The following is an 18,575-nucleotide window of genomic DNA, read 5'->3' as shown; positions in this document are numbered from 1 at the left end:
CGAGGAAGCCGGTGCGTTTGGAGCCGCCGCTTTCGGATGACCGTGTTTCTAGGGCCTGTTAACACATCCGAAGCCCATCAACGACTAGGACGAAGCTGAGGAATCCAAGGAACATGACATCCAGCTTCTCGAAGCGCGAGAAAATCCGGCGGTAGCCTTTCAAGCGACGGAACAGTCTCTCCACTTCGTTACGCCGCTTGTACATCTCCCGGTTGTATTCCCAAGGCTCGACCCGATTGGATTTCGGCGGGACCACCGGCACGAAGCCAAGATCGAGCGCCAACTGGCGGGTTTCGTTGCCTTCGTAAGCACGGTCCATCAACAAATGAATCGGCCGCTCCACTGGCCCCAGGTGTTCAAGCAACGCGCGGCCTGCAGGTGCGTCATGCACGTTGCCAGGCGTCAATCCAAAGGTGATGGCTGTTCGAGCATCTGCGGCAACCATATGAATCTTGGTGTTCCATCCACCGCGAGACTTGCCGACGGCCTGCGGGCCGTTTTTTTTAATGCACCCGTGCCATCGGGATGGACCTTGACGCTGGTGGAGTCCAGCGAGACTGCTTCGATCTTGATGCGCACGATCTGGGACTTCTGCAATTGGGCGAACATCCGGTCCAGCACACCCGCCTTGGCCCAACGGTTCATGCGTGTGTAGACCGTATGCCAGTTGCCAAAGCGCTTGGGTAGGCCGCGCCATTTGCAGCCATGCTCGGCAACGTAAAGGATGGCGTTGACCACTTGCAGGTTGGTCATGCTGACATTGCCGCGCTGCGCCGGCAGGCAGTGTTCGATCAGAGAAAATTGTGCTGGCGTGATCTCCATGCCCAATAGTTTAATCGCTCGGGCCATTAGTGTTAACAGGCCCTAGTGGCGAGTCATCACCAGTTTGCGCTGATGCAGTTGCCTGTAAAAGCGTCGCGTTTGGCCGATAGCTAACGCTATGCAGCGCAAATCGCCACCCAAGCAATTCGCTTGATCGTCACCATCGCCAGCGCTCAACGAGCGCATGGCGATGGTGCGAGTCATCACTCAGTGCTGCTACTTGACGCAGCACGCAGTGGCGCAGCGATCCAGGCGATGCACCAACTTACGCATCGTTCTCGACTGCGGCCTTGCTCTTGGGTGTCAGCTTGAGCAAACGCCCGGTGCTGCCACTGGCTTCGTCTTCCAGCAACCACAGCGCGCCATCCGGCCCTTGTTCCACTTCGCGGATACGTGCGCCCATGTCGTAGCGGGCCACCTCGCGCGGCTGATCGCCGAGCGAGACCTGCACCAATGCCATCGACGACAACCCGCCGATGAAGCCGTTGCCGCGCCATGTCGGGAACTGCTTGCCGCTATAGATCACAAAGCCGGCCGGCGAGATCACCGGTGTCCAGCTGATCTTGGGCGCGGCGAATTCCGGGCGGGTGTTGTGATCGGGAATCGGGGTGCCGTCGTAGTTGTCGCCATTGGAGACGATCGGGTAACCATAGTTGGCGCCGCGCTGGATCAGATTCAGCTCATCGCCGCCCATCGGGCCCATCTCGTGTTCCCACAAGCGGCCCTTGCTGTCGAACGCGATGCCCAGGATGTTGCGATGGCCCAGCGACCACACTTGCGCGGCGACACCGCCTTGCGCAACGAAGGGATTGTCGGCCGGCACGCTGCCGTCGTCGTTGAGCCGGATCAGTTTGCCGAGATTGGCTTTCATGTCCTGCGCGGGGGTGAATTTCTGCCGTTCGCTGGAGCTGATCCACAGTTTGCCGGCCTGATCGAACGCCAGCCGATGCCCGAAGTGTCCATTACCGGTGACCTTGGGGTCCTGACGCCAGATCACCTTGAAGTCCGAAAGCGTGCCGCCGCCGGTGGCATCCAGCGTCAGTTTGGCCCGCGCCACGGCGCCGCCGCGTGTATCGCCTTCGCCTGGTTCGGCGTAACTCACATAGACCAGGCCATTGCGAGCAAAGCGCGGGTGCGCGAGCACGTCGCCAAAGCCGCCCTGGCCGCCGTAGGCCACGGTCGGGATGCCGGTGATGGCGCTTTTGCGCTTGGTCTTGGGATCAAGCCGCATCAGCGAGCCGCGTTTTTCGCTGACCAGCAAACTGCCGTCAGGCAGGAAGGTCATCGCCCAGGGTTCGTCGAAATCGGCAACGGTGGTGGCCTGGAATGGCCACTGCGCCTTGGGAATGGCCGCTGCAGGTGCGGCGGCGGGCGCGGCAAATGCGGCGCCGGTGGTGAACAGCGTGGCCGAGCAGGCCAGTGCAAGCAGACGTCGGACAGACATGTGGTCCTCCAGGGGATAAGGCGCGGTGACGCTGCAGCCCTCCCGCAACGTGTCCCGCGTCGGGTTTTCAAGTACCTTACACGACGCCTTCAAGGCCGCCTTGTCGTAGATCACTTTCTCTGTGAGACGTGTGCGTCCCACCTTCCTGCTCCACCATGAAAAGGAGTTTCCATGGTTGCCACGCAAAAAACCTCACCTGCTTTTATCGCCGCATCCTGGGCCGCATTGCTGCTGGGCAGCACTGCCTACCTGATCGGGTTGTGGAATGCGCAGATGATGCTCAACGAAAAAGGCTACTACTTTACGTTGCTGCTGTTTGGCTTGTTCGCATCGGTGTCGTTGCAGAAGAGTGTGCGTGACCGCGCGGACGGTATTCCGGTGACGGGACTGTATTACGCGATCTGCTGGTTCTCGCTGATCATCGCACTGCTGCTATTGGCGATTGGCTTGATCAACGCGACCTTGTTGCTCAGCGAGAAAGGCTTTTATGCAATGGCGTATGTATTGAGTCTGTTCGGTGCGGTTGCGGTGCAGAAGAACACGCGCGATGCGATGGATGTCGACAACAGGTTGCCTATTTCGCGCGCGGCACCGCCGCCACTGGACTGATGCCTCGACCACGCTGATACAACAACGCCACCTCGACGGTGGCGTTGTTGTTTTCAGGGCTTTGACTTGCTGTCGCCGGTGACGAAGTCCGTCGCGTTTTCCCAGGCACGCTTGACTGCGTGACGGGCCTTGCTCCAACTCAGGCCTTCGGTGCCGCGATTGGCTTCCCATTCGCGGTGCAACTCAGCCTCTACCTGATCATAGGCACGCGCGTTTTCACGGATACGTGCCTCATGGCCTGCCAGGTAGGCGCCCTCGTAATCTTCGTAACGGTCACCTTCGGTGTAATACGACTCTTCGGTGAAGCGCTCACGCCAATAGTTGGATACGTTCTGGCTGCGGTCTTCGTCCGGCGCACGGCCTGGAATCTGATACGGCACGTTCATGCTCGTCTCCATGGTGAATGTGCCGTCTACCGTAGGTGGGTAGGTGTTAAATCCGTTGCCAGGGCAGGTGAGGAGGGCATCAAGGCGTAGGGTCGCGATGAGTGCGATAAAACCGGTCCGGCTGCGATGCTGAAACCAAGGCCTTTGCAATCGGCCGGCTGTCGCCCGTCTCCGACCGCATTCAAGTCGCCGCCGATGCGGCCTCGTAGGGCAATGGTGTTGCACCCGCAGCCACCAGGCTGGTTTCGGCATGCAGCAGCGACGGCTCGTCGGCATCAATGATCACCAATACGCGCCCGGCCTGAATTTCCTCTTCGAACTGGCGACGGATCGGATCGGGTACGGTGGCCCCGATCAGTGCAGACGACCAGGTGCCGACCAGGGCGCCTGCCAGTGCCATGACGCCGGCCCCGGCAATGGTGAGGCCGATGGGAGGCACCGCGATGGCAACCAGACCGGCGACCAGGCCTGCGGCACCGCCCGTTGCGGCGCCACGCGCAGCAGCGGGAAGAAAGTCGGTCTTGGCATTCTTGCGCTCGTCAGGCACGTCTTCCAGCTCGATATCCGAACGGGCAATCAACGACAGCGCATCATTGTCGATGCCTGCGCTGCGTGCTGCCTGCACGACGCGTTGCGCACTAGCGATATCGGGTGTGCTGTAGACACGGCGCAGTTTCATCGCAAATTCCCATGCAGGTGAGAGCTGCAGCGTTGGGCGCGCGCGGTTAGGTATGCGTGAGCCCTGCGCGAGTGTGTTGCGAAACCTTCAAACCTGCTTGCGTGGGAACAGATAAAACGCCCAACCCACCAGCAAGGCGATGCCGGCGGCGGCCAGATTCTGCCAGCTGGCACTGGCAAGCAGGCCAAGCGACAGCAGTAGCGCGGCGATGGGAATGGCTGGCCCACCCGGTAGACGCAAGGTGTCGGTACGTTGCCGGTAACGACGCGCCAGCACGATGACCGCCGCAGCCGTGCCGATATACGCAAACAGCCGCGTGACCATCGACAACAGCGCCAGCTGCGTGAACGACCCCGACAACGCCAATCCGAGCGACAACACGCCTTGGGTGATCACCGCCGCTGCAGGGGTGTGGAAACGTGGATGCACGCGCGCCAGAAATGCCGGGCCATACCCATCTTGTGCAAGCGCGAACAAAAAGCGCGGGCCAAGCATCACCGTGTTGCTGGTGGTGCCGAGGATGGAGATGGTGGCGCCAACGGTGAGAATCAGCGCCAGCGCTTCGCCACCGAAACGGCTTGCGGCATCGGCCAACGGCGTGGCCGAGGCGGCAAGATTGGGCAGCGTGCCTTGTGCGACGACTTGTACCGCCGCATAGATCAAGGTGACGGTGACGATCATGGTGATCAGTGCGAACGGCACGTCGCGACGTGGATTGCGGTACTCGCCAGCGGCCGCCGGAATGTTTTCGAATCCCGCATAGGCGAACAGCAACAACAAGGCGGCTTCGCCTAGATTTCCCAGGTCGCGCAAGTCCGGCGTGGTGCCGGCGAAGGCCCATGACCAATCCACATAGAACAGGCCGATGGCGACAAACAACAGCAGTGGCACCAACTTGCCGATCACCAGGGCGATGCCGGTGCGCGCGGCCGATTTCACTCCGATTACATTGATGGCGGTGAGCAATCCCAATGAGCCGACTACCACCAGCAGACGTGCCCACTGCTCGGTGGCGACGGTCGGCCAGAACCGCGCGACCGCGTCGGCCAGGCCGTTGCTCAATGCGGCTGCCGAACTGATGCGGGTGAGCCAGATCATCCAGCCGATCTGAAAACCGACGAAGGGGCCGAACGCCTCGCGCGTGTACAGATAACTACCGCCTGGCGTATCGAAATAACTCGCCGCCTGCGCATAGCACAACACCAGCAAGGCCACCGCCAGGCCGGCCAGCATCACCGCCCACAGGCTCATTGGTCCCAGCAGTGCGGCGGTGGCCGCCGGCAGCAGATAGATGCCGCTGCCGATCACATCGTTGATCGACAATCCGACGATCTGCCAACGGCTAACGACGCGCACCAGCCCAGTGGAATCGGGAGCAGGAACCGGTGTGTTCATCGTGCGGCGTCCTTCAACTTGGGCAGCTGCCACTGTGCTTGAAAGCGTGCGTATTCGGATCGCGGTAACAGCACAAACAGCGGTTTGTCTTCGGGCTTCAACCAGGCGAGCAGGCGTTGCATATCGGCCGGCGCCATGGCGGTGCAACCGGCGGTGAACTGGCCTGGCGTGCGCCATAGGTGGGCGAAGATGCAGCTGCCATGACCGGGAATCGCGTTGGGGTTGTGCGCGATCACAAAGCCCTCGCTGTAGCGTGCATCGCCGGGATGTTGCAGGTCCAGCCGCATCGGTTCGGTCGAGCCGGCCACTGCGGTCTCACCGACCTGGGCGGCATCGACGATGCGGTTGTACAGCGGCGAGCTCGGTACATCCATGCAGTAGTTGGTGGCGGTCATCGCCTGGTATGGCATCGTGCTGTCGATACTCGGCGCATAACCGAAGGCCGGGCCGATGGCGAATATACCGGCCGGGCTGCGGCCGTCGCCCTCGCGCTTCTGCAGGCCTTGCGTCTGTGCAGGATGCAGGCCATCGCCCCAGGCGCTGCCATGGCGACCCAGCGCCACCGCAAACCCTGGTGCGGCCTGTTGCCAGTGGCCATCCACACGGGTGAATGTCTGCAGGCGCGCCTGTGTGCTGTTCCAGTCCGGTGTGGTCACCACGATCAATGCGCGCGCTCGATTCAGCGCATCGATTGGACCGGCAGCGCCGGCAAGGCTGCTGCAGCTTGCCAGCGCCAACAACGCGACGGATCGAAACACGGTGGCAAGGCGCATGCAGGCTCCGGAGAAATGGGTCTGGCAGGGGTGAGCTGCGTTGAGTCGATCGGTCGTTGGCGGCGACAGTGCGGTGCCTCGGCACTGCATCACGGACCAACACCTTATCGCTACTGTACCCAGCAATGCGGCTGTGTGGCGCATGCGCGCCGATGTTCGTATGCGTGCTTGGCGGGGCCGGCTTAAGACCGAGGGGTCGGATTGTCTTGGCGTGGTTGGACAGTGCGTATAGATCACTTGCAGAGCGGCTGATCTGCGGGTTGGCTGCAGGGCCCTTGCCCGCCCACCATCGCGGGACACGCCGCAAGTACGTCCGTGTAGGCTCTTACGCGGCATCCATGCCGCGTAAGGTCCCGCGACGGTGGGCAGGCAATGACCAGTCAAGAGTGTGGGTATGCATGTTTTCAAGCAACCGACTAACTCTCTGGTGCGGTGTCCTCACCGCTTGCGGGACCGTGTGGCGGCATGGATGCCGCCACCGAGCCTCCAGGGATGGATTCACGGCGTGTCCCGCGAGCGGTGAGGGCACCGCGCCCTCGACCAGAAATATCCAACGGCGCTTTAATCCGACAACAGCTCCAGCCCGCGAATGCGTCGGATGCCCAGACCCGGCGAGTCGTCGATATGAAGTTGCGCTTCGTCGAAGTGCACTCCGCCCTCGGTGGGATCGAACTGCCCGAGTGCGGGCGCATCCAGATCCGCCAGGGTGATGCTATCGGCCTTGGCCACGGCCAGATGTACCGCCGCCGCGACGCTGATGCTGGATTCGATCATGCAACCGATCATGCACGGCACCCCATATAACGCCGCGATATCGGCGATGCGGATTGCGTTGGAGAGTCCGCCGGTCTTCATCAGTTTGATGTTGACGATGTCGGCGGCGCGGCGCTGGATGAGCTCGATCGCCTGGATCGGCGAGAACACGCTTTCGTCGGCCATCACCGGCGTGTCGATGTGCGCGGTGACGAAGGCCAGGCCGTCGATGTCGGCCGCCTTGACCGGCTGCTCCACCAATTCCATCACGATGTCGGCGTCTTCCAGCGTGCGCATCGTGCGCACCGCCTGTTTGGGCGTCCAACCCTGGTTGGCATCCAGGCGCAGCGATGCGCGGCCAGCGACCGCCGCATGGATCGCCTTGATGCGTTCGACATCCGAATCGCTGTCTTTGCCGACCTTGATCTTCAGCGACCCATAGCCGCGTGCGAGCGCGGACAACGCCTCGGCCACCATTGTGTCGATGGTATCGACGCTGATAGTGATGTCGGTGGTGATGCGCGGCGTGCCGCCACCGAGCGCCTGATATACCGGGGTACCCAATGCCTGCGCCCACAGATCGTAGAGCGCGATTTCCACTGCAGCCTTGGCGTTGGTATTGCGATCCAGCGCGTGTTGCACCAGCGCACATAGCCGGTTGAGATCGGCCACGTCCTGGCCGATCAGCTTCGGGGCGATGCACTGTTGGATCGCGGCGATGATGGAGCCATGCGTATCGCCGGTGATCGGTGCGGTGGCCGGCGCTGCGCCATAGCCGATATGGCCGCTGTCGGTCTGCAACAGCACCACCACATCCTCGATCGCCTGCACGGTGCGCACCGCGGTCTTGAACGGAGTTTTCAACGGCACGCGCAGCATGCCGAGGCGGAAGCCGGTGATCTTCATGTGGAGCCAATCGGTGCGATGCGTTGGATGCGGGTGATGTGATCGACAAACGGCGTGCCGTCGCTGGCGAGCAGTGGCAGTAACGGGGTGACCGATACGCCGTTCAATCGCGCGCGCTGCACGCTGCCATCGGCCGCGCGATAGTTGGCGCCGGCCACATCGTGGATGACCCACGGTGCGCCTTGTTCATGCCCGATCACCAGCATCACGTGGCCCGGAATATAGATCAGGTCGCCGACCTGCAGTTGTGCGAGTTGTTGCAGACGTTGCGGCAATGGCGCGCGCACATCGAACGGCACGTTGCGTAACGCCGGACTGCGTGCCTGATCGCCAGTATTGCGCGGCAATGCGATGCCAAGGCTGCGATAGACGTCCAACACGAAGCCGCTGCAGTCGCGGGCGTCGTAATCGTTGCCCCAGCCATAGCGCTCGCCGAGGAATTTGAATGCCTGACGCAGTAACACTGTATGGGTGGCCGGCAACGGACCAATGCGCATGTCGGCACCGCGCGGGATCAGTGCCGGCACCAGCTGCAAGCGGCCTTCTTGGTTGCGCAGTGGCAGTTGCACGGCATATGCGGCGAGCGGCAACTGCCCGTTGACCGGCTGTTGCTGTGGCCAGTCAGTGAGCAGCGGCACGCTGGTGCCCATGTCCAGCGTCAGCGCTGAGATCGCAGGTAATTCGGGTGTGTAAGCGCTTTGCACGCGTGCGCCGGTGACCATCACGCGTGGGCTGCGTTGTGCGTAGTCCAGCACTTCGGCGCGTGTGCCGATTGCGAGGCGATCACTGGCAATCCATGCGGCGTAGTTGGCGGCCAGCACGAATTGCCATGCGCCATCGGCACTGGTATGCAACACCGCCACCGGCGTGCCGGGGTAGAGCGCCGACTCCTGGAAGCGGTCGATGTCGCGGTCGTCGGTGGTGGTGAACGCACGCTGCGTAGTGGGAAATGTGCGTAGTGCCGCGCGTTGTACCACCAGCGCGAAGCGTGGCGTTACCTGGGCGGGGAGTGCATCCAATGCCAGTGCGCGGCGCAACGCGGCCAAGCGTGTCGCATCAATGGGCATTCCGTCCGCACCGTACAACGCACGCGTTGGCGTGACCGACAGCTTCTCGATGCGTGCGCGTACATCGGCAGCAGGGAGAGCTTCGGGCAGCTGTGAAAGATCGTGTATGGAGACATCGTCACGCAGCAGGCGCGCATTGAAGCTGGCGATCTGTGCGGAAGTCATGCGCAGCGTTTGTGCGGTGCGACTGCGCTGGATCCAGTAATCGGCTGTCAGCTGCGCATCGCTGATCGCAAATGGGGCCGTCTGCTGCACAGGAACGGCATGCGTTGCCGGAGCCGCACTGCAGGGTAGGCCGGTGACCAGCAGCAACAACGCCAGCAGGCGGCGCGACAATGGCATGAAGAAGGCTCTTGATGGATGTAGCGACTGACTAGGTTCTGTGCGATAGACCAATGCTGCAAGCGCATTTTGCACCTGCGACGAGCGCAATGGATTGCAGTGTACGCGTGGCGCATGCCGCGGTGCCTACCGCGCTTGCAGGGCTGCTCGCGGCCGCTGCAACTTCATGACGCTCGGCAGATAATGGGTGCACCGTGTGCGGTGTCCATCCAGGCGCAGGCACGGCGCATCCCCTTGTCGTTTCGCCAGTCACCCGGAGAGTCCGATGTCGCCTACTACCGCCCTGTTGCCATCGCTCTGGCTACGCGCCGCGTGTTGCCTGGTCGTGCTGTCGTTGGGTGCTTGCGCGCATGCGCCGCAGCGCAATCCGCTGGCCCAGTGGGTGCCGTCGCCCAATTACGACACGCGGCGGCCGATCCTGATCGTGCTGCACTTCACCGACCAGCACTCGGTGCAGCAAAGTCTGAGCACGCTGCGCGGGCGTAACAGCGGTGGCCGGGTCAGTGCGCATTATCTGATAGGCGACGATGGGCAGCGCTATCAGTTGGTCAGCGACGACCAGCGCGCCTGGCACGGCGGTGCCGGGCGCTGGGGCACCATCACCGACATCAATTCCGCTTCGATCGGCATCGAGCTGGACAACGACGGCAGTGAGCCGTTCGCGTCCGCGCAGATCGACAGTCTGCTGGTCTTGCTGGACGACCTGTGCACGCGCTTGCGCATCCCGCGCACGCAGATCGTCGGCCATGAAGACGTCGCGCCGACGCGCAAGAACGACCCCGGTCCCCTGTTTCCCTGGAAACGCCTGGCCGACGCCGGATTCGGCCGCTGGCCCGTAGCCGATGCCCCGGCTGCGCCGGCCGGTTTCGACCCGTGGCAAGCGCTCGCCCTGCTCGGCTACAGCGTCGAGGATCCCGCCGCGACGCTGCGCGCCTTTCACCATCACTATCGCGGCAACGATGCACGCACATTGGATGCTGAGGATCTGCGGATTCTGTACGCGTTGACGCAACCGGCCATGGCGCGGGTGCAGGGCCGGTCTCCCCTTCCAGAAGCCGAGGTTCCGTAGCAGGGTGCCGGTGCCTGCGCTGCGCGGTGAATGTTGGGCAAGATTCCGTGCGCACGTGCCAACAGCGTCAGCGGGTCTCCTGCGGTGGCATGGTCTAGCGAACACATGCACTGGATCTGGATCGCGTTCTTGGTAGGATCGGCCCGCCGAAAATCTAAGAAGGACGTGCCGTAATGAGGCTCAGGAAGACAGTGCTGTGGGTGGCAACGATGCTGATGCTTGGCGGTTGCTCGGACAAGACCAGTGATGCCGCAATGGCGGAAACGCCGGCAGCACCTAGCGCAGATGCCGGGGTTGCATCAGCGCAGGCTGCCGCTGCACAGCCGCAGCCAGTGACCGTCGAGGTGCCAACACCCGGCCACGTGCTGAATGATGTCTATGGCATGAAGGGAGATGGGTCAGCGTCCTACACCATCGACAATGGGGCCCTCGCCACCTTCTGGTATGGCTATCCCTTCAGTCTTGGCGGCAAGCAGTACTACACCGGTTTCGCCAATGCCGGACCAGGGAAATATGCAAACTCAGCCGATGAGGACATGCCTGACCCCACTGTTGGCGTGAGCATCAGCCAGGCTACTTACATCCTGGACAAGGTGGACGGCAAACCGGTCTGGACGCTGTTCCATGCACAGCAGTGGGCGGGCGATTTCGGTGCCAATGAAAAAGCCGATCCGTTGGATGAGAAGCGCAAGCCACAAAGCACACAGACCAAGGACGGCCATCTGCTGCTGGCAGTGCCCACGACGCGTTTTGCAACCGGTGTTACCACCACGGGCTTTGCCATCTTTACCTTCGATCCCAACAAAAACGACCTGGGCGACTACAAGGGATGGGTCTACCTGGGTACCGTCACCACGGGTGACGACAACAGCGCAGCCTGCGACGACGAGGCCACAGTGAAGTGCGCTTCCAATACCGGCACGCTGAGCTTCGAGCCGTCCAAGACTGGCCCCATGCCGACGCTGCGGGTCGCGATGCAGGGCACCGCCGTTTCCGGCCCAGGCAAGATCCGCACTCTGGGCGATGCCGACACGGTGACCTATACGTTCGACACTGCCAAGAAACAGTACACACCGCCGCTGGATCGCTGAGCGGTTGCCCGTCAGTCGACCCATCGACTGGCGGGCATGGCGATGGCGACCGGGCCGAGAACTGGTTAAGCTATGCGAACGGGGCCTGATGTTCAGGCGAGTTATTCGCGAGCGGCAACGGATGCTGCACTCGCCCGAGAGACCGGATGGAGTTGCCGGTTTGCTGCTGCCATGTGCAGCAGCCATTGCCGCCCCCGGCGTCGGGGCCGGACGAAACCATTATTGTCCGTTTCCAACCTGCAAACAGTTGTGCTGCATGCAGGGTGCGCCGTTGTGTAGATGCGCAGGATGGCGACAAGCGACGGCCCGGCTGGCTGCATCGCATGTCAGCTAAAGGCTTTGGCTTTTCAACGACAACAGGATGTTCTGGCTATGTCCAATGACAACACGGTTGCATCAGCGACCGAGGTAGCACCCTATGCAGGCAGTGTGCTTTATCTGATTTACGGTGTGGATGGCGATGGCGCCACGTCCTATGAAATCGATAACGGTGCTGTGGCCACTTTCTGGGGCGGCCAGCATTTCGATCTGGACGGTAGGCACTATTACACAGGCTTCGCCTACGCAACACCGAACAAATACGGAAACGACGAAGCAGAGACCTTTCCTGATCCGGGCGTCGGGGTGTCGATTAGCCAAGCCACGTTCCTGCTGACTGCACCTGGCACCGAGCGGCCATGGATGCTGTTCCATGCGCAGCAATACGTGGGTACTTTTGGTGGATACGAACGTGCCGACACTTTCGATGACACGCGCGCTTGGCAATCTTTCGTGCTGAGCAATGGACATCTATTGTTGGCGGTCGCTACTTCCAGCTTCAGTAACGGCGTCACTAGTAACGGGTTTGCATTGTTCACCTTTGATCCGAATAAAAACGACCTTGGCGACTACCAGGGATGGGTGTATCGCGGCACCCTCGCGGCGGGCGAGGACAATGGTCCGAGCAGCGACGAAGAGGGTGGTGTGCCGCATGTAGTCAGCACGGGCATCCTGAGCGTGACACCCGATCCAGCGGCGACCATGCCCGCGTTGCAGGTTGTCTTGCAAGGCACCGTGATTGCCGGCCCAGGCAAGACGCGCATGCTGGACGCAACCGACATCGCGCGTTACCGCTACGACCAGGCAAGTGGGCAATATCTGCCGATGTGACGTGACTGATAAAGCAATGCGGAAATTGTCATTGCCGCAGTACCGATGCAGCACAACAAAAGTTTTGTTAACCGCGAACTCAAGCTAAAGGAAGAGCTCGGTTGACTCTGGCGGCTTACGCTGCTGTTTCTCAACCTCAAGGAGTAAAACGAGATGGCACGCGATTACACGAAAGCCGAAAACCTGAACATCATTGAGAATGAGGCCAGGCAGCGCCACATTCCGGTCGACGATTTCATGCGTTTTGCTTACATCGAAACAGGTGGAAGGTTCGATGAGCAGGCTAGCCGTGGACCGAATAGCGCCAAGGGTCTGTTCCAGTTCACGCCGGGCACCGCTGATGCCTATGGCATTCGTGGTCAGGAGCTTGACGCAGTTGCCAATACCGACGCGGCAGCGCGCCTGTATCAGGACAACCAGGCATCATTGACCCGCCGGCACGACCAGGACAATCGTCCTTATTTGTCTGGTAAGCCACAGCCTGATGGCCTGGATATGTATATGGCCCATCAGCAAGGATCTGGCGGATACCGCTCGATTCAGGCGGCGGTTGCCACCGGAAGTTTTGCGCGAGAGGACACCCGTCCCAACATTCTCAACAATGTTCCGCGCGAAAAGGACGTTGCCGGCGCCAGGCAATTCGAAGCCTATACCGGCTCGTCATTGGCAGACTTCAAGAAAATGTCTGACCAGGAGATGGCCAAGACGTTTGTGAAGTACTGGGACACCAAGTTCGACCACATCTCGATTCCTGAGAAGGGCATCAAGCCGGTCACCGAAAATCAAGGCCGCTCGCCTGTTGCTGAGCATGTCCCGCAACGCACGCCGACGCCCGCTGTAGAAGAAAAGACGACGCCTGCCGCAACGAAAAGCGGCGCTGAGGGCATCAGTCTCACGGCTGCGCATGCTATGGGGATCAAGTACGACGATGTGAAGTACGCGATCAACATTCCAGGCCACAAGCTTTACCACCCGGGCGTCGACGGCAAGCACCTAGAGCAGGGCTACATCGATTGTTCCGGCTGGGTGTCTGAGCTGCAGAACGCCACCATGCGCGAAATCAATCAGAAGGCTGGCCGTGACGTCTTCGGGCGCCAAGATATGCTGACGCAAGGCGCAAATGGCTCCGGCGGCATCGTCAAAAAAGCGTTCGACAGTTCCGGCGTGCTGTTGCAAGGTCAAGAAGTTTTCAAGCCCGGCGCGTTGAAGGAAGGCATGGTGATCGGTGTGGATGCCGGCAACACCAAACATGAGCACTGGAAGGGCATCGACCACATTCTGATGGTGGTGCGCGATCCCAAGAGCGGCGAACTGCAGGTCAGCCAGTCCAGTGGCACCAAGGGCGTGAACACCATGCCTTTGGACAAGTATCTGGCCGATCACCCGAACGCCAAGTTGTTTGCGTCCGACCCGTTCGCCAAAGCGCGCGATTTGCTGCAGGACAAACAGCAAACGCAATCGCTAAGTCATGATGCGCGTGCATCGCTGAAGCCAGGCGAGCAAGGCCCCGATGTAAAGGCAATGCAGCAGAGCCTGATCGACCTTGGAATTAAAGACAACAGCGGCAAGCTGTTATCCGGCACAGGCTTTTACGGTGACAAGACCAAGGAAGTGGTGGCTAACCTGCAGCGCGAGAAGGGCCTGGAACCGACCGGCATTGCCGATAAGGCCACGCTTGAAGCACTCGGCAAGCAACAAGGGCAGGGTAAAAATAGTGACGAATCTAAGCTCGCAACTCCTGCCGCTGTTGAAGCGCAACGTCCAGTAGATCCTTTGGTCAAGCAGGCAATGGAACATCTTCAGAAGCATGGGCCGAACGGCGGCTTTAATAGTCGCGATGAAATGCAGCGTGCTGCCGGCCAGATCGCATTCGAAGCCAAGGTGAGTGGTATGTCGCGTATCGATGAGTTGGTGCCGAGTACCAATGGCAAGGGCTTGATTGCAGTGGAGCGAAACCCCAACAACGCGCTCGATGTGAATCGTGCCTACGTGGACAAGCAGCAGGCCGCAGCGGTGCCGCTGGAGCAGAGCCAGAAACAGCTCACAGCGGAGACGCAGCGGCAAAGTCAGGACGAACAGCAACGCACGCAGACCGCGCAGACACAGACGGGCCCGGCGCGCTGAGCAGGCTTGTGCGGATGACGTTGTGATCTGTTGAGACAGCAGCCGCCAGTCCGGTGTTCGACCGGGCTGGTGCTGCACCGGATATCGGTGTTGCTTTGATGTATAGCGTTCCCTGACTTCTGTTTTCTGATTCGCAAGCCCAAAGTCCAGCAACAACTGATCCCACCTGGTCGGATCCGCATGGCAGCCCATGCGATCCGGCAAGCGTGTCTTTCTGACCATCTCCGCGTATCCCGCCCAGCGGGCCGATGTCCTATGCTTGGCGCATGCCACACTCATGCTTCAGCGCAAATAACACATCGCAGACCGTCTGCATCTCGATGCGTGCTTGGCGATGGTCGCTCGCATTAGCTGTTCTATGCGCGGCGTTCAATGTAGCGGCCACTCCCACGATTTCGCCAGCAACGACACCCGCACAAGCCGGCCTGATCGATGTGCGCAGCCTTGCGCCGGAGATCGCGGTGGACATGCGCTATGCGGGCAGCAACAACTTCACCGGGCGTGTGGTGCCGGGGTATGCGGCGCCGACCTGCTATCTGCTGCGTCCGGCGGCGGAGGCGTTGGCGCGGGCGGCGCGTACGCTCAAGGCGCAGGGATATCGGCTGCAGGTGTTCGATTGCTATCGACCGGTGCGGGCGGTGCAGGCGTTCGTGGCCTGGGCAGCGGATCTGCAGGAGCAGGCGAGCAAGGCGCAGTACTACCCGCGCGTGGACAAGCGCGCGCTGCTGGGCGATTACATCGCCGAGACCTCCGGCCATAGCCGCGGTGCGACGCTGGATCTGGGCTTGCTGGATTGCCGATCAGGCCAGTGTCTTGTGGTCGATATGGGCACCGATTTCGATTTCTTCGATGCGCGTGCGCATACCGATGCACCCGATATCGGCGCCGCGCAGCGGGCGAACCGTCAGCGCTTGCTGCGTGCGATGGCGGCGGAGGGCTTTGCCAACTATCCGATGGAGTGGTGGCACTTCACTCTGCGTCCCGAGCCCACGCCCGACACTGCGTACGACGTTCCGGTCAACTGATCGGGCACGAAGCCGCTGCGCTGTCGCCGGTGGTCGTTGGCGCTCGGCAGCGGTCAACGCCGCTCGTACACTGCGCGTGCTGCCCGCCATCCGCGCGCTGCGCATGGCCTGATTGCCGCGTAGCGTGTATTGCCACTTCAAGGAACTGTCATGTCCGACCCGGAACGTTTTGTCGATATCGCCTGCCCGTATTGCGGGGAGTGGATCACGCTGACGCTGGACCTGACCGGCGGCGACCAGCACTACATCGAAGATTGCCAGGTCTGCTGCAAGCCGATCTCGGTGAGCGTGCAGTGGGACGACGAGGGCGAGGCGCAGGTGAGCGCGCGCGGGCAGGACGATGCATGAGCGTGGCTTGTCGCACGATCGAGCAATCGGTTTGCCCAGCCAATCCCCATTCGCGTGACCGGTCGTTCCTGCGGGTTTGGCAGGGATCGGTCGCCCGCAGCCGCTAGACTGATGCGCCTGCTGCCCGGATCGTCACGATGAATTTGTCTCTGCACTTCGGCCTGCTCGGTTCGCTGGAGGCTGGTTTGATCGCGTTGGTGTTGGGTGTGCTGGTGTTTGCGGCCGTTGAGTACAGCGGGCGGCGCCTGCAGTTCACCCATGGGCACACGCTGGGGATCGCCTGCCTGCTCGCGGTTGCGATCGGCGCCGGTTACGACATCTGGAATCTCGTCTACACCAGCATCGTGCGGTTGGAGTCGCCGTTGTATGCGCGCATCGCGTTGGCCAGGATCCACGATCCCAACGAGCTGGGATCGCGTGTGGTGCTGGAAGTGTTCGGCGCGATTGCTGGCGTGGTACTCGGTTGGAAACTGTTCAGTTCCGGAAGCTGGGACGACGCGCCGCCGAATGCCTGACATCGCCCTAAAAAATGTGCGGGAGTTCGCATATTTTCATGCATTGAATGAGCCACTTCTATTTGGCTCATCGAGACCTAACAGATGGCTAGTCGCAAATATCCGCGCTGTGGTTAAAAGGATGTTTTGCGCAAATTTAGGGTGGGTTTTGCATTCATTCGCGCCAGGTAGGGTGATGCCATGCGCGGCGATACCGTGCATTCCCAAGCCAAGGAGACCACCCAAATGAAGAATCGCAACCGCACCTCGCTGCTCGCTGCCACCGCCGTCCTTGCTGCCGCTTTGGCGCTACCGGCCATGGCGCAGAGTACGCAACAGGATGCCGCCGCGACATCGGCCCAGTCGGGAAGTTCCGCCACCACTGCGGCACAACCTGCGCAGTCCGGCGGTGGCCAGACCTGGGCGAGTGTCGACACCGACAGCAGCGGCGCCATCAGTACGCAGGAGGCTCAGGTCAACGCTGGGCTTGCGCAGATCTTCAACGACGCCGATTCCGACAAGGACGGGCAATTGACCCCGGACGAGTACAAGGCGTTTGTCGTCAAGCAGCAGGGCGGCGCAGCGAGTGGGTCGCAAGGCAATTGAGACAGTAGGTCGCAACGTAAGTGAGTTTGTTTGCTGACATTTTTCCAAGTATCAGGAGGCAGCTTTCGCAGTAGCAGGTGTTTGATCAGCAGTTGTCGTTTGATCCGTGGCATCGCTTCTGGATGCCCGGTATGAGCAAGTAACAGGATGGACATGCGGGAGCGATCTGCCAGGGTCGCTCCCGTTTTCTTTACGTCTGCCTCGCTACGGTGGTGTGGCCTTCTGCACGGTCTTCTTTCATGTTTCAGTTGCGCATCGTCTTGTTGGTCGGCTTGTCGAGTCCATTGCTGGCGCTCGCCGCGTCGCCACAGCTGCCCACCGTGGCGCCATTGCCGTCGCCGACGGCATCCAATACCGCTGCACCGGCGATGTCGCCATTGCCAATCGATCCACCAACGCCCGCCAGCACGCCATTGCTGCCTGCGGATGTGCCCAGGTCATCCACTGCCAAAGGCGGTGCAGAGGCGTCGCTCGCACCGCAAGCAGGCGCTCTGGTGCCACGCAGCTTTCGCAGCCTGGACAGCGATGCCGATGGGTCGCTGACGATGGCCGAAGCCGGTGCGGACCCGGTCCTGCGCGAGAATTTCGCCGGCTTCGACAGCAATGGCGATGGGCGTTTGTCGCGCGACGAATTCGCCAGCTACCAGCCCGGCCCGGGCGATGCCGCAGGCGACTGAGCATAGCAACGCTCCAGTGCGCTGCTAGACTTGTGCGATGACCTCTTTTGCACAGCGCGACGGCGAGGCGATCCAACTGGTCGGCTTCGATGGCGACGATACCCTCTGGAAGAGCGAGGACTATTACCGCAGCGCCGAAGCGGATTTCGAAGCGATTCTGGCCGATTATCTGGACCTGGGCGACAGCCGCATGCAGCAGCATCTGCTGGCGGTGGAGCGGCGCAATCTCAAGGTGTTCGGTTACGGCGCCAAGGGCATGACGTTGTCGATGATCGAGACCGCGATCGAGCTGACGCAGGCGAGCATTGCCGCGCGCGACATCCAGCGCATCGTCGAGATCGGCCGCGCCACGCTGCAGCACCCGGTTGAGGTGATTGCCGGCGTACGCGAGGCGGTCAGCGCGATTGCGGCCGACTATGCGGTGGTGCTGATCACCAAGGGCGATCTGTTCCATCAGGAGCAGAAGATCGAGCAGTCCGGTCTGGCCGATCTGTTTCCGCGCGTCGAAGTGGTCTCCGAAAAAGACCCCAAGACCTATGCGCGCGTGCTGGGCGAGTTCGACCTGCCGGCGCAGCGCTTTGTAATGATCGGCAATTCCTTGCGTTCGGATGTGGAGCCGGTGCTGGCCATCGGTGGCTGGGGCATCTACACCCCCTACGCGGTGACCTGGGCGCACGAGCAGGAGCACGGCGTGGCCGCCGACGAGCCACGGATGCACGAAGTGCCCGATGCGGCCGGCTGGCCTGCGGCGGTGCAGGCGCTGGATGCACTGGCCCGGCAGCACGCGCTAAGCTAAAAGCGGCGAACAAAATCACT

At 61.5% G+C, this 18,575-nt stretch carries 19 protein-coding genes; 11 read left to right on the top strand and 8 right to left on the bottom strand.

Annotation, left to right across the window (positions count from 1 at the left end; all coding sequences use genetic code 11):
* Positions 1-58: 58 nt before the first annotated feature.
* Both NDY25_RS08265 and NDY25_RS08260 read right to left on the bottom strand, forming a co-directional pair.
* Positions 59-822, bottom strand: a protein-coding gene (locus NDY25_RS08265; RefSeq protein WP_095574585.1) for an IS5 family transposase whose coding sequence is annotated in 2 segments (ribosomal slippage) — positions 59-507 and positions 507-822 — 765 coding nt in all. Because the reading frame shifts where the segments join, the coding sequence is not laid out codon by codon here.
* A gap of 265 nt (positions 823-1,087) precedes the next feature.
* Complete coding sequence (locus NDY25_RS08260) at positions 1,088-2,266, bottom strand: PQQ-dependent sugar dehydrogenase (RefSeq protein WP_168959646.1); 1,179 nt, start codon at positions 2,264-2,266, stop codon at positions 1,088-1,090.
* Between the two features lie 171 nt (positions 2,267-2,437).
* Between NDY25_RS08260 and yiaA the strand changes: the two genes are divergently transcribed.
* The gene (gene yiaA / locus NDY25_RS08255; protein WP_168959647.1) at positions 2,438-2,875 is read left to right on the top strand and encodes an inner membrane protein YiaA; all 438 of its coding nucleotides are present in this window, start codon (positions 2,438-2,440) and stop codon (positions 2,873-2,875) included.
* 53 nt (positions 2,876-2,928) lie between these two features.
* Here the strand turns inward: yiaA and NDY25_RS08250 are convergent, their stop codons facing one another.
* From NDY25_RS08250 to NDY25_RS08225, 6 genes are all read right to left on the bottom strand, one after another.
* Positions 2,929-3,261: a hypothetical protein gene (locus tag NDY25_RS08250; RefSeq protein WP_168959648.1), complete on the bottom strand. Its 333-nt coding sequence runs from the start codon at positions 3,259-3,261 to the stop codon at positions 2,929-2,931.
* 181 nt (positions 3,262-3,442) lie between these two features.
* Positions 3,443-3,940, bottom strand: a complete 498-nt coding sequence (locus NDY25_RS08245; RefSeq protein WP_256627877.1) for a hypothetical protein — start codon at positions 3,938-3,940, stop codon at positions 3,443-3,445.
* A gap of 87 nt (positions 3,941-4,027) precedes the next feature.
* A complete protein-coding gene (locus tag NDY25_RS08240) occupies positions 4,028-5,335 on the bottom strand; it encodes an APC family permease (protein ID WP_168959649.1) in 1,308 nt (435 codons plus the stop codon).
* Entirely contained in the window at positions 5,332-6,108 is a 777-nt protein-coding gene (locus tag NDY25_RS08235) for a L,D-transpeptidase family protein (protein ID WP_168959650.1), read from the bottom strand. The genes NDY25_RS08240 and NDY25_RS08235 overlap by 4 nt, the downstream gene beginning before the upstream one ends.
* 561 nt (positions 6,109-6,669) lie before the next feature.
* Positions 6,670-7,767 (bottom strand): dipeptide epimerase, encoded by a 1,098-nt coding sequence (locus tag NDY25_RS08230; RefSeq protein WP_168959651.1) that lies wholly within the window; start codon positions 7,765-7,767, stop codon positions 6,670-6,672.
* On the bottom strand, positions 7,764-9,176 hold the full coding sequence (locus NDY25_RS08225) for a C40 family peptidase (RefSeq protein WP_168959652.1): 1,413 nt from the start codon (positions 9,174-9,176) through the stop codon (positions 7,764-7,766). Before NDY25_RS08225 ends, NDY25_RS08230 begins: the two co-directional genes overlap by 4 nt.
* Positions 9,177-9,441: 265 nt before the next feature.
* Here NDY25_RS08225 and NDY25_RS08220 point away from each other — a divergent pair, with 265 nt between their 5' ends.
* The 10 genes from NDY25_RS08220 to NDY25_RS08175 all read left to right on the top strand — a co-directional run bounded on the left by NDY25_RS08220 (position 9,442) and on the right by NDY25_RS08175 (position 18,555).
* The gene (locus NDY25_RS08220) at positions 9,442-10,245 is read left to right on the top strand and encodes an N-acetylmuramoyl-L-alanine amidase (RefSeq protein ID WP_168959653.1); all 804 of its coding nucleotides are present in this window, start codon (positions 9,442-9,444) and stop codon (positions 10,243-10,245) included.
* A gap of 173 nt (positions 10,246-10,418) precedes the next feature.
* The gene (locus NDY25_RS08215; RefSeq protein ID WP_168959654.1) at positions 10,419-11,336 is read left to right on the top strand and encodes a hypothetical protein; all 918 of its coding nucleotides are present in this window, start codon (positions 10,419-10,421) and stop codon (positions 11,334-11,336) included.
* Positions 11,337-11,708: 372 nt separating this feature from the next.
* Positions 11,709-12,485, top strand: coding sequence for a hypothetical protein (locus tag NDY25_RS08210; protein ID WP_168959655.1), 777 nt, complete (start codon positions 11,709-11,711; stop codon positions 12,483-12,485).
* Between the two features lie 153 nt (positions 12,486-12,638).
* Positions 12,639-14,609, top strand: a complete 1,971-nt coding sequence (locus tag NDY25_RS08205) for a peptidoglycan-binding protein (protein WP_168959656.1) — start codon at positions 12,639-12,641, stop codon at positions 14,607-14,609.
* 320 nt (positions 14,610-14,929) lie between these two features.
* Positions 14,930-15,634, top strand: a complete 705-nt coding sequence (locus NDY25_RS08200) for a M15 family metallopeptidase (RefSeq protein WP_168959657.1) — start codon at positions 14,930-14,932, stop codon at positions 15,632-15,634.
* Positions 15,635-15,784: 150 nt separating this feature from the next.
* Positions 15,785-15,982 (top strand): CPXCG motif-containing cysteine-rich protein, encoded by a 198-nt coding sequence (locus NDY25_RS08195; protein WP_115039547.1) that lies wholly within the window; start codon positions 15,785-15,787, stop codon positions 15,980-15,982.
* Between the two features lie 137 nt (positions 15,983-16,119).
* Positions 16,120-16,497 carry a hypothetical protein gene (locus tag NDY25_RS08190; protein WP_168959658.1) on the top strand — a complete coding sequence of 126 codons (378 nt, stop codon included), beginning with the start codon at positions 16,120-16,122 and terminating at the stop codon, positions 16,495-16,497.
* 225 nt (positions 16,498-16,722) lie between these two features.
* A complete protein-coding gene (locus tag NDY25_RS08185; RefSeq protein WP_256627876.1) occupies positions 16,723-17,082 on the top strand; it encodes an EF-hand domain-containing protein in 360 nt (119 codons plus the stop codon).
* Positions 17,083-17,354: 272 nt separating this feature from the next.
* Positions 17,355-17,759, top strand: coding sequence for an EF-hand domain-containing protein (locus tag NDY25_RS08180; RefSeq protein WP_180336605.1), 405 nt, complete (start codon positions 17,355-17,357; stop codon positions 17,757-17,759).
* A gap of 37 nt (positions 17,760-17,796) precedes the next feature.
* The gene (locus NDY25_RS08175) at positions 17,797-18,555 is read left to right on the top strand and encodes an HAD family hydrolase (RefSeq protein WP_256627875.1); all 759 of its coding nucleotides are present in this window, start codon (positions 17,797-17,799) and stop codon (positions 18,553-18,555) included.
* Positions 18,556-18,575: the final 20 nt, after the last annotated feature.

Origin of the sequence: Xanthomonas hortorum pv. pelargonii, from assembly GCF_024499015.1 — a bacterium.
In the GTDB taxonomy this organism is placed as follows: Bacteria; Pseudomonadota; Gammaproteobacteria; order Xanthomonadales; family Xanthomonadaceae; genus Xanthomonas; species Xanthomonas hortorum_B.
This window is presented reverse-complemented; position numbering and strand designations above follow the sequence as displayed.

Excerpts from the sequence above, each read along its gene's own strand:
- NDY25_RS08250 (WP_168959648.1), bottom strand. The coding sequence starts at position 3,261 with ATGAACGTGCCGTATCAGATTCCAGGCCGTGCGCCGGACGAAGACCGC.
- NDY25_RS08190 (WP_168959658.1), top strand. The coding sequence starts at position 16,120 with ATGAATTTGTCTCTGCACTTCGGCCTGCTCGGTTCGCTGGAGGCTGGT.
- NDY25_RS08215 (WP_168959654.1), top strand. The coding sequence starts at position 10,419 with ATGAGGCTCAGGAAGACAGTGCTGTGGGTGGCAACGATGCTGATGCTT.
- NDY25_RS08225 (WP_168959652.1), bottom strand. The coding sequence starts at position 9,176 with ATGCCATTGTCGCGCCGCCTGCTGGCGTTGTTGCTGCTGGTCACCGGC.
- NDY25_RS08205 (WP_168959656.1), top strand. The coding sequence starts at position 12,639 with ATGGCACGCGATTACACGAAAGCCGAAAACCTGAACATCATTGAGAAT.
- NDY25_RS08235 (WP_168959650.1), bottom strand. The coding sequence starts at position 6,108 with ATGCGCCTTGCCACCGTGTTTCGATCCGTCGCGTTGTTGGCGCTGGCA.
- yiaA (WP_168959647.1), top strand. The coding sequence starts at position 2,438 with ATGGTTGCCACGCAAAAAACCTCACCTGCTTTTATCGCCGCATCCTGG.
- NDY25_RS08175 (WP_256627875.1), top strand. The coding sequence starts at position 17,797 with ATGACCTCTTTTGCACAGCGCGACGGCGAGGCGATCCAACTGGTCGGC.
- NDY25_RS08210 (WP_168959655.1), top strand. The coding sequence starts at position 11,709 with ATGTCCAATGACAACACGGTTGCATCAGCGACCGAGGTAGCACCCTAT.
- NDY25_RS08260 (WP_168959646.1), bottom strand. The coding sequence starts at position 2,266 with ATGTCTGTCCGACGTCTGCTTGCACTGGCCTGCTCGGCCACGCTGTTC.
- NDY25_RS08185 (WP_256627876.1), top strand. The coding sequence starts at position 16,723 with ATGAAGAATCGCAACCGCACCTCGCTGCTCGCTGCCACCGCCGTCCTT.
- NDY25_RS08245 (WP_256627877.1), bottom strand. The coding sequence starts at position 3,940 with ATGAAACTGCGCCGTGTCTACAGCACACCCGATATCGCTAGTGCGCAA.
- NDY25_RS08195 (WP_115039547.1), top strand. The coding sequence starts at position 15,785 with ATGTCCGACCCGGAACGTTTTGTCGATATCGCCTGCCCGTATTGCGGG.
- NDY25_RS08200 (WP_168959657.1), top strand. The coding sequence starts at position 14,930 with ATGCGTGCTTGGCGATGGTCGCTCGCATTAGCTGTTCTATGCGCGGCG.
- NDY25_RS08240 (WP_168959649.1), bottom strand. The coding sequence starts at position 5,335 with ATGAACACACCGGTTCCTGCTCCCGATTCCACTGGGCTGGTGCGCGTC.
- NDY25_RS08230 (WP_168959651.1), bottom strand. The coding sequence starts at position 7,767 with ATGAAGATCACCGGCTTCCGCCTCGGCATGCTGCGCGTGCCGTTGAAA.
- NDY25_RS08220 (WP_168959653.1), top strand. The coding sequence starts at position 9,442 with ATGTCGCCTACTACCGCCCTGTTGCCATCGCTCTGGCTACGCGCCGCG.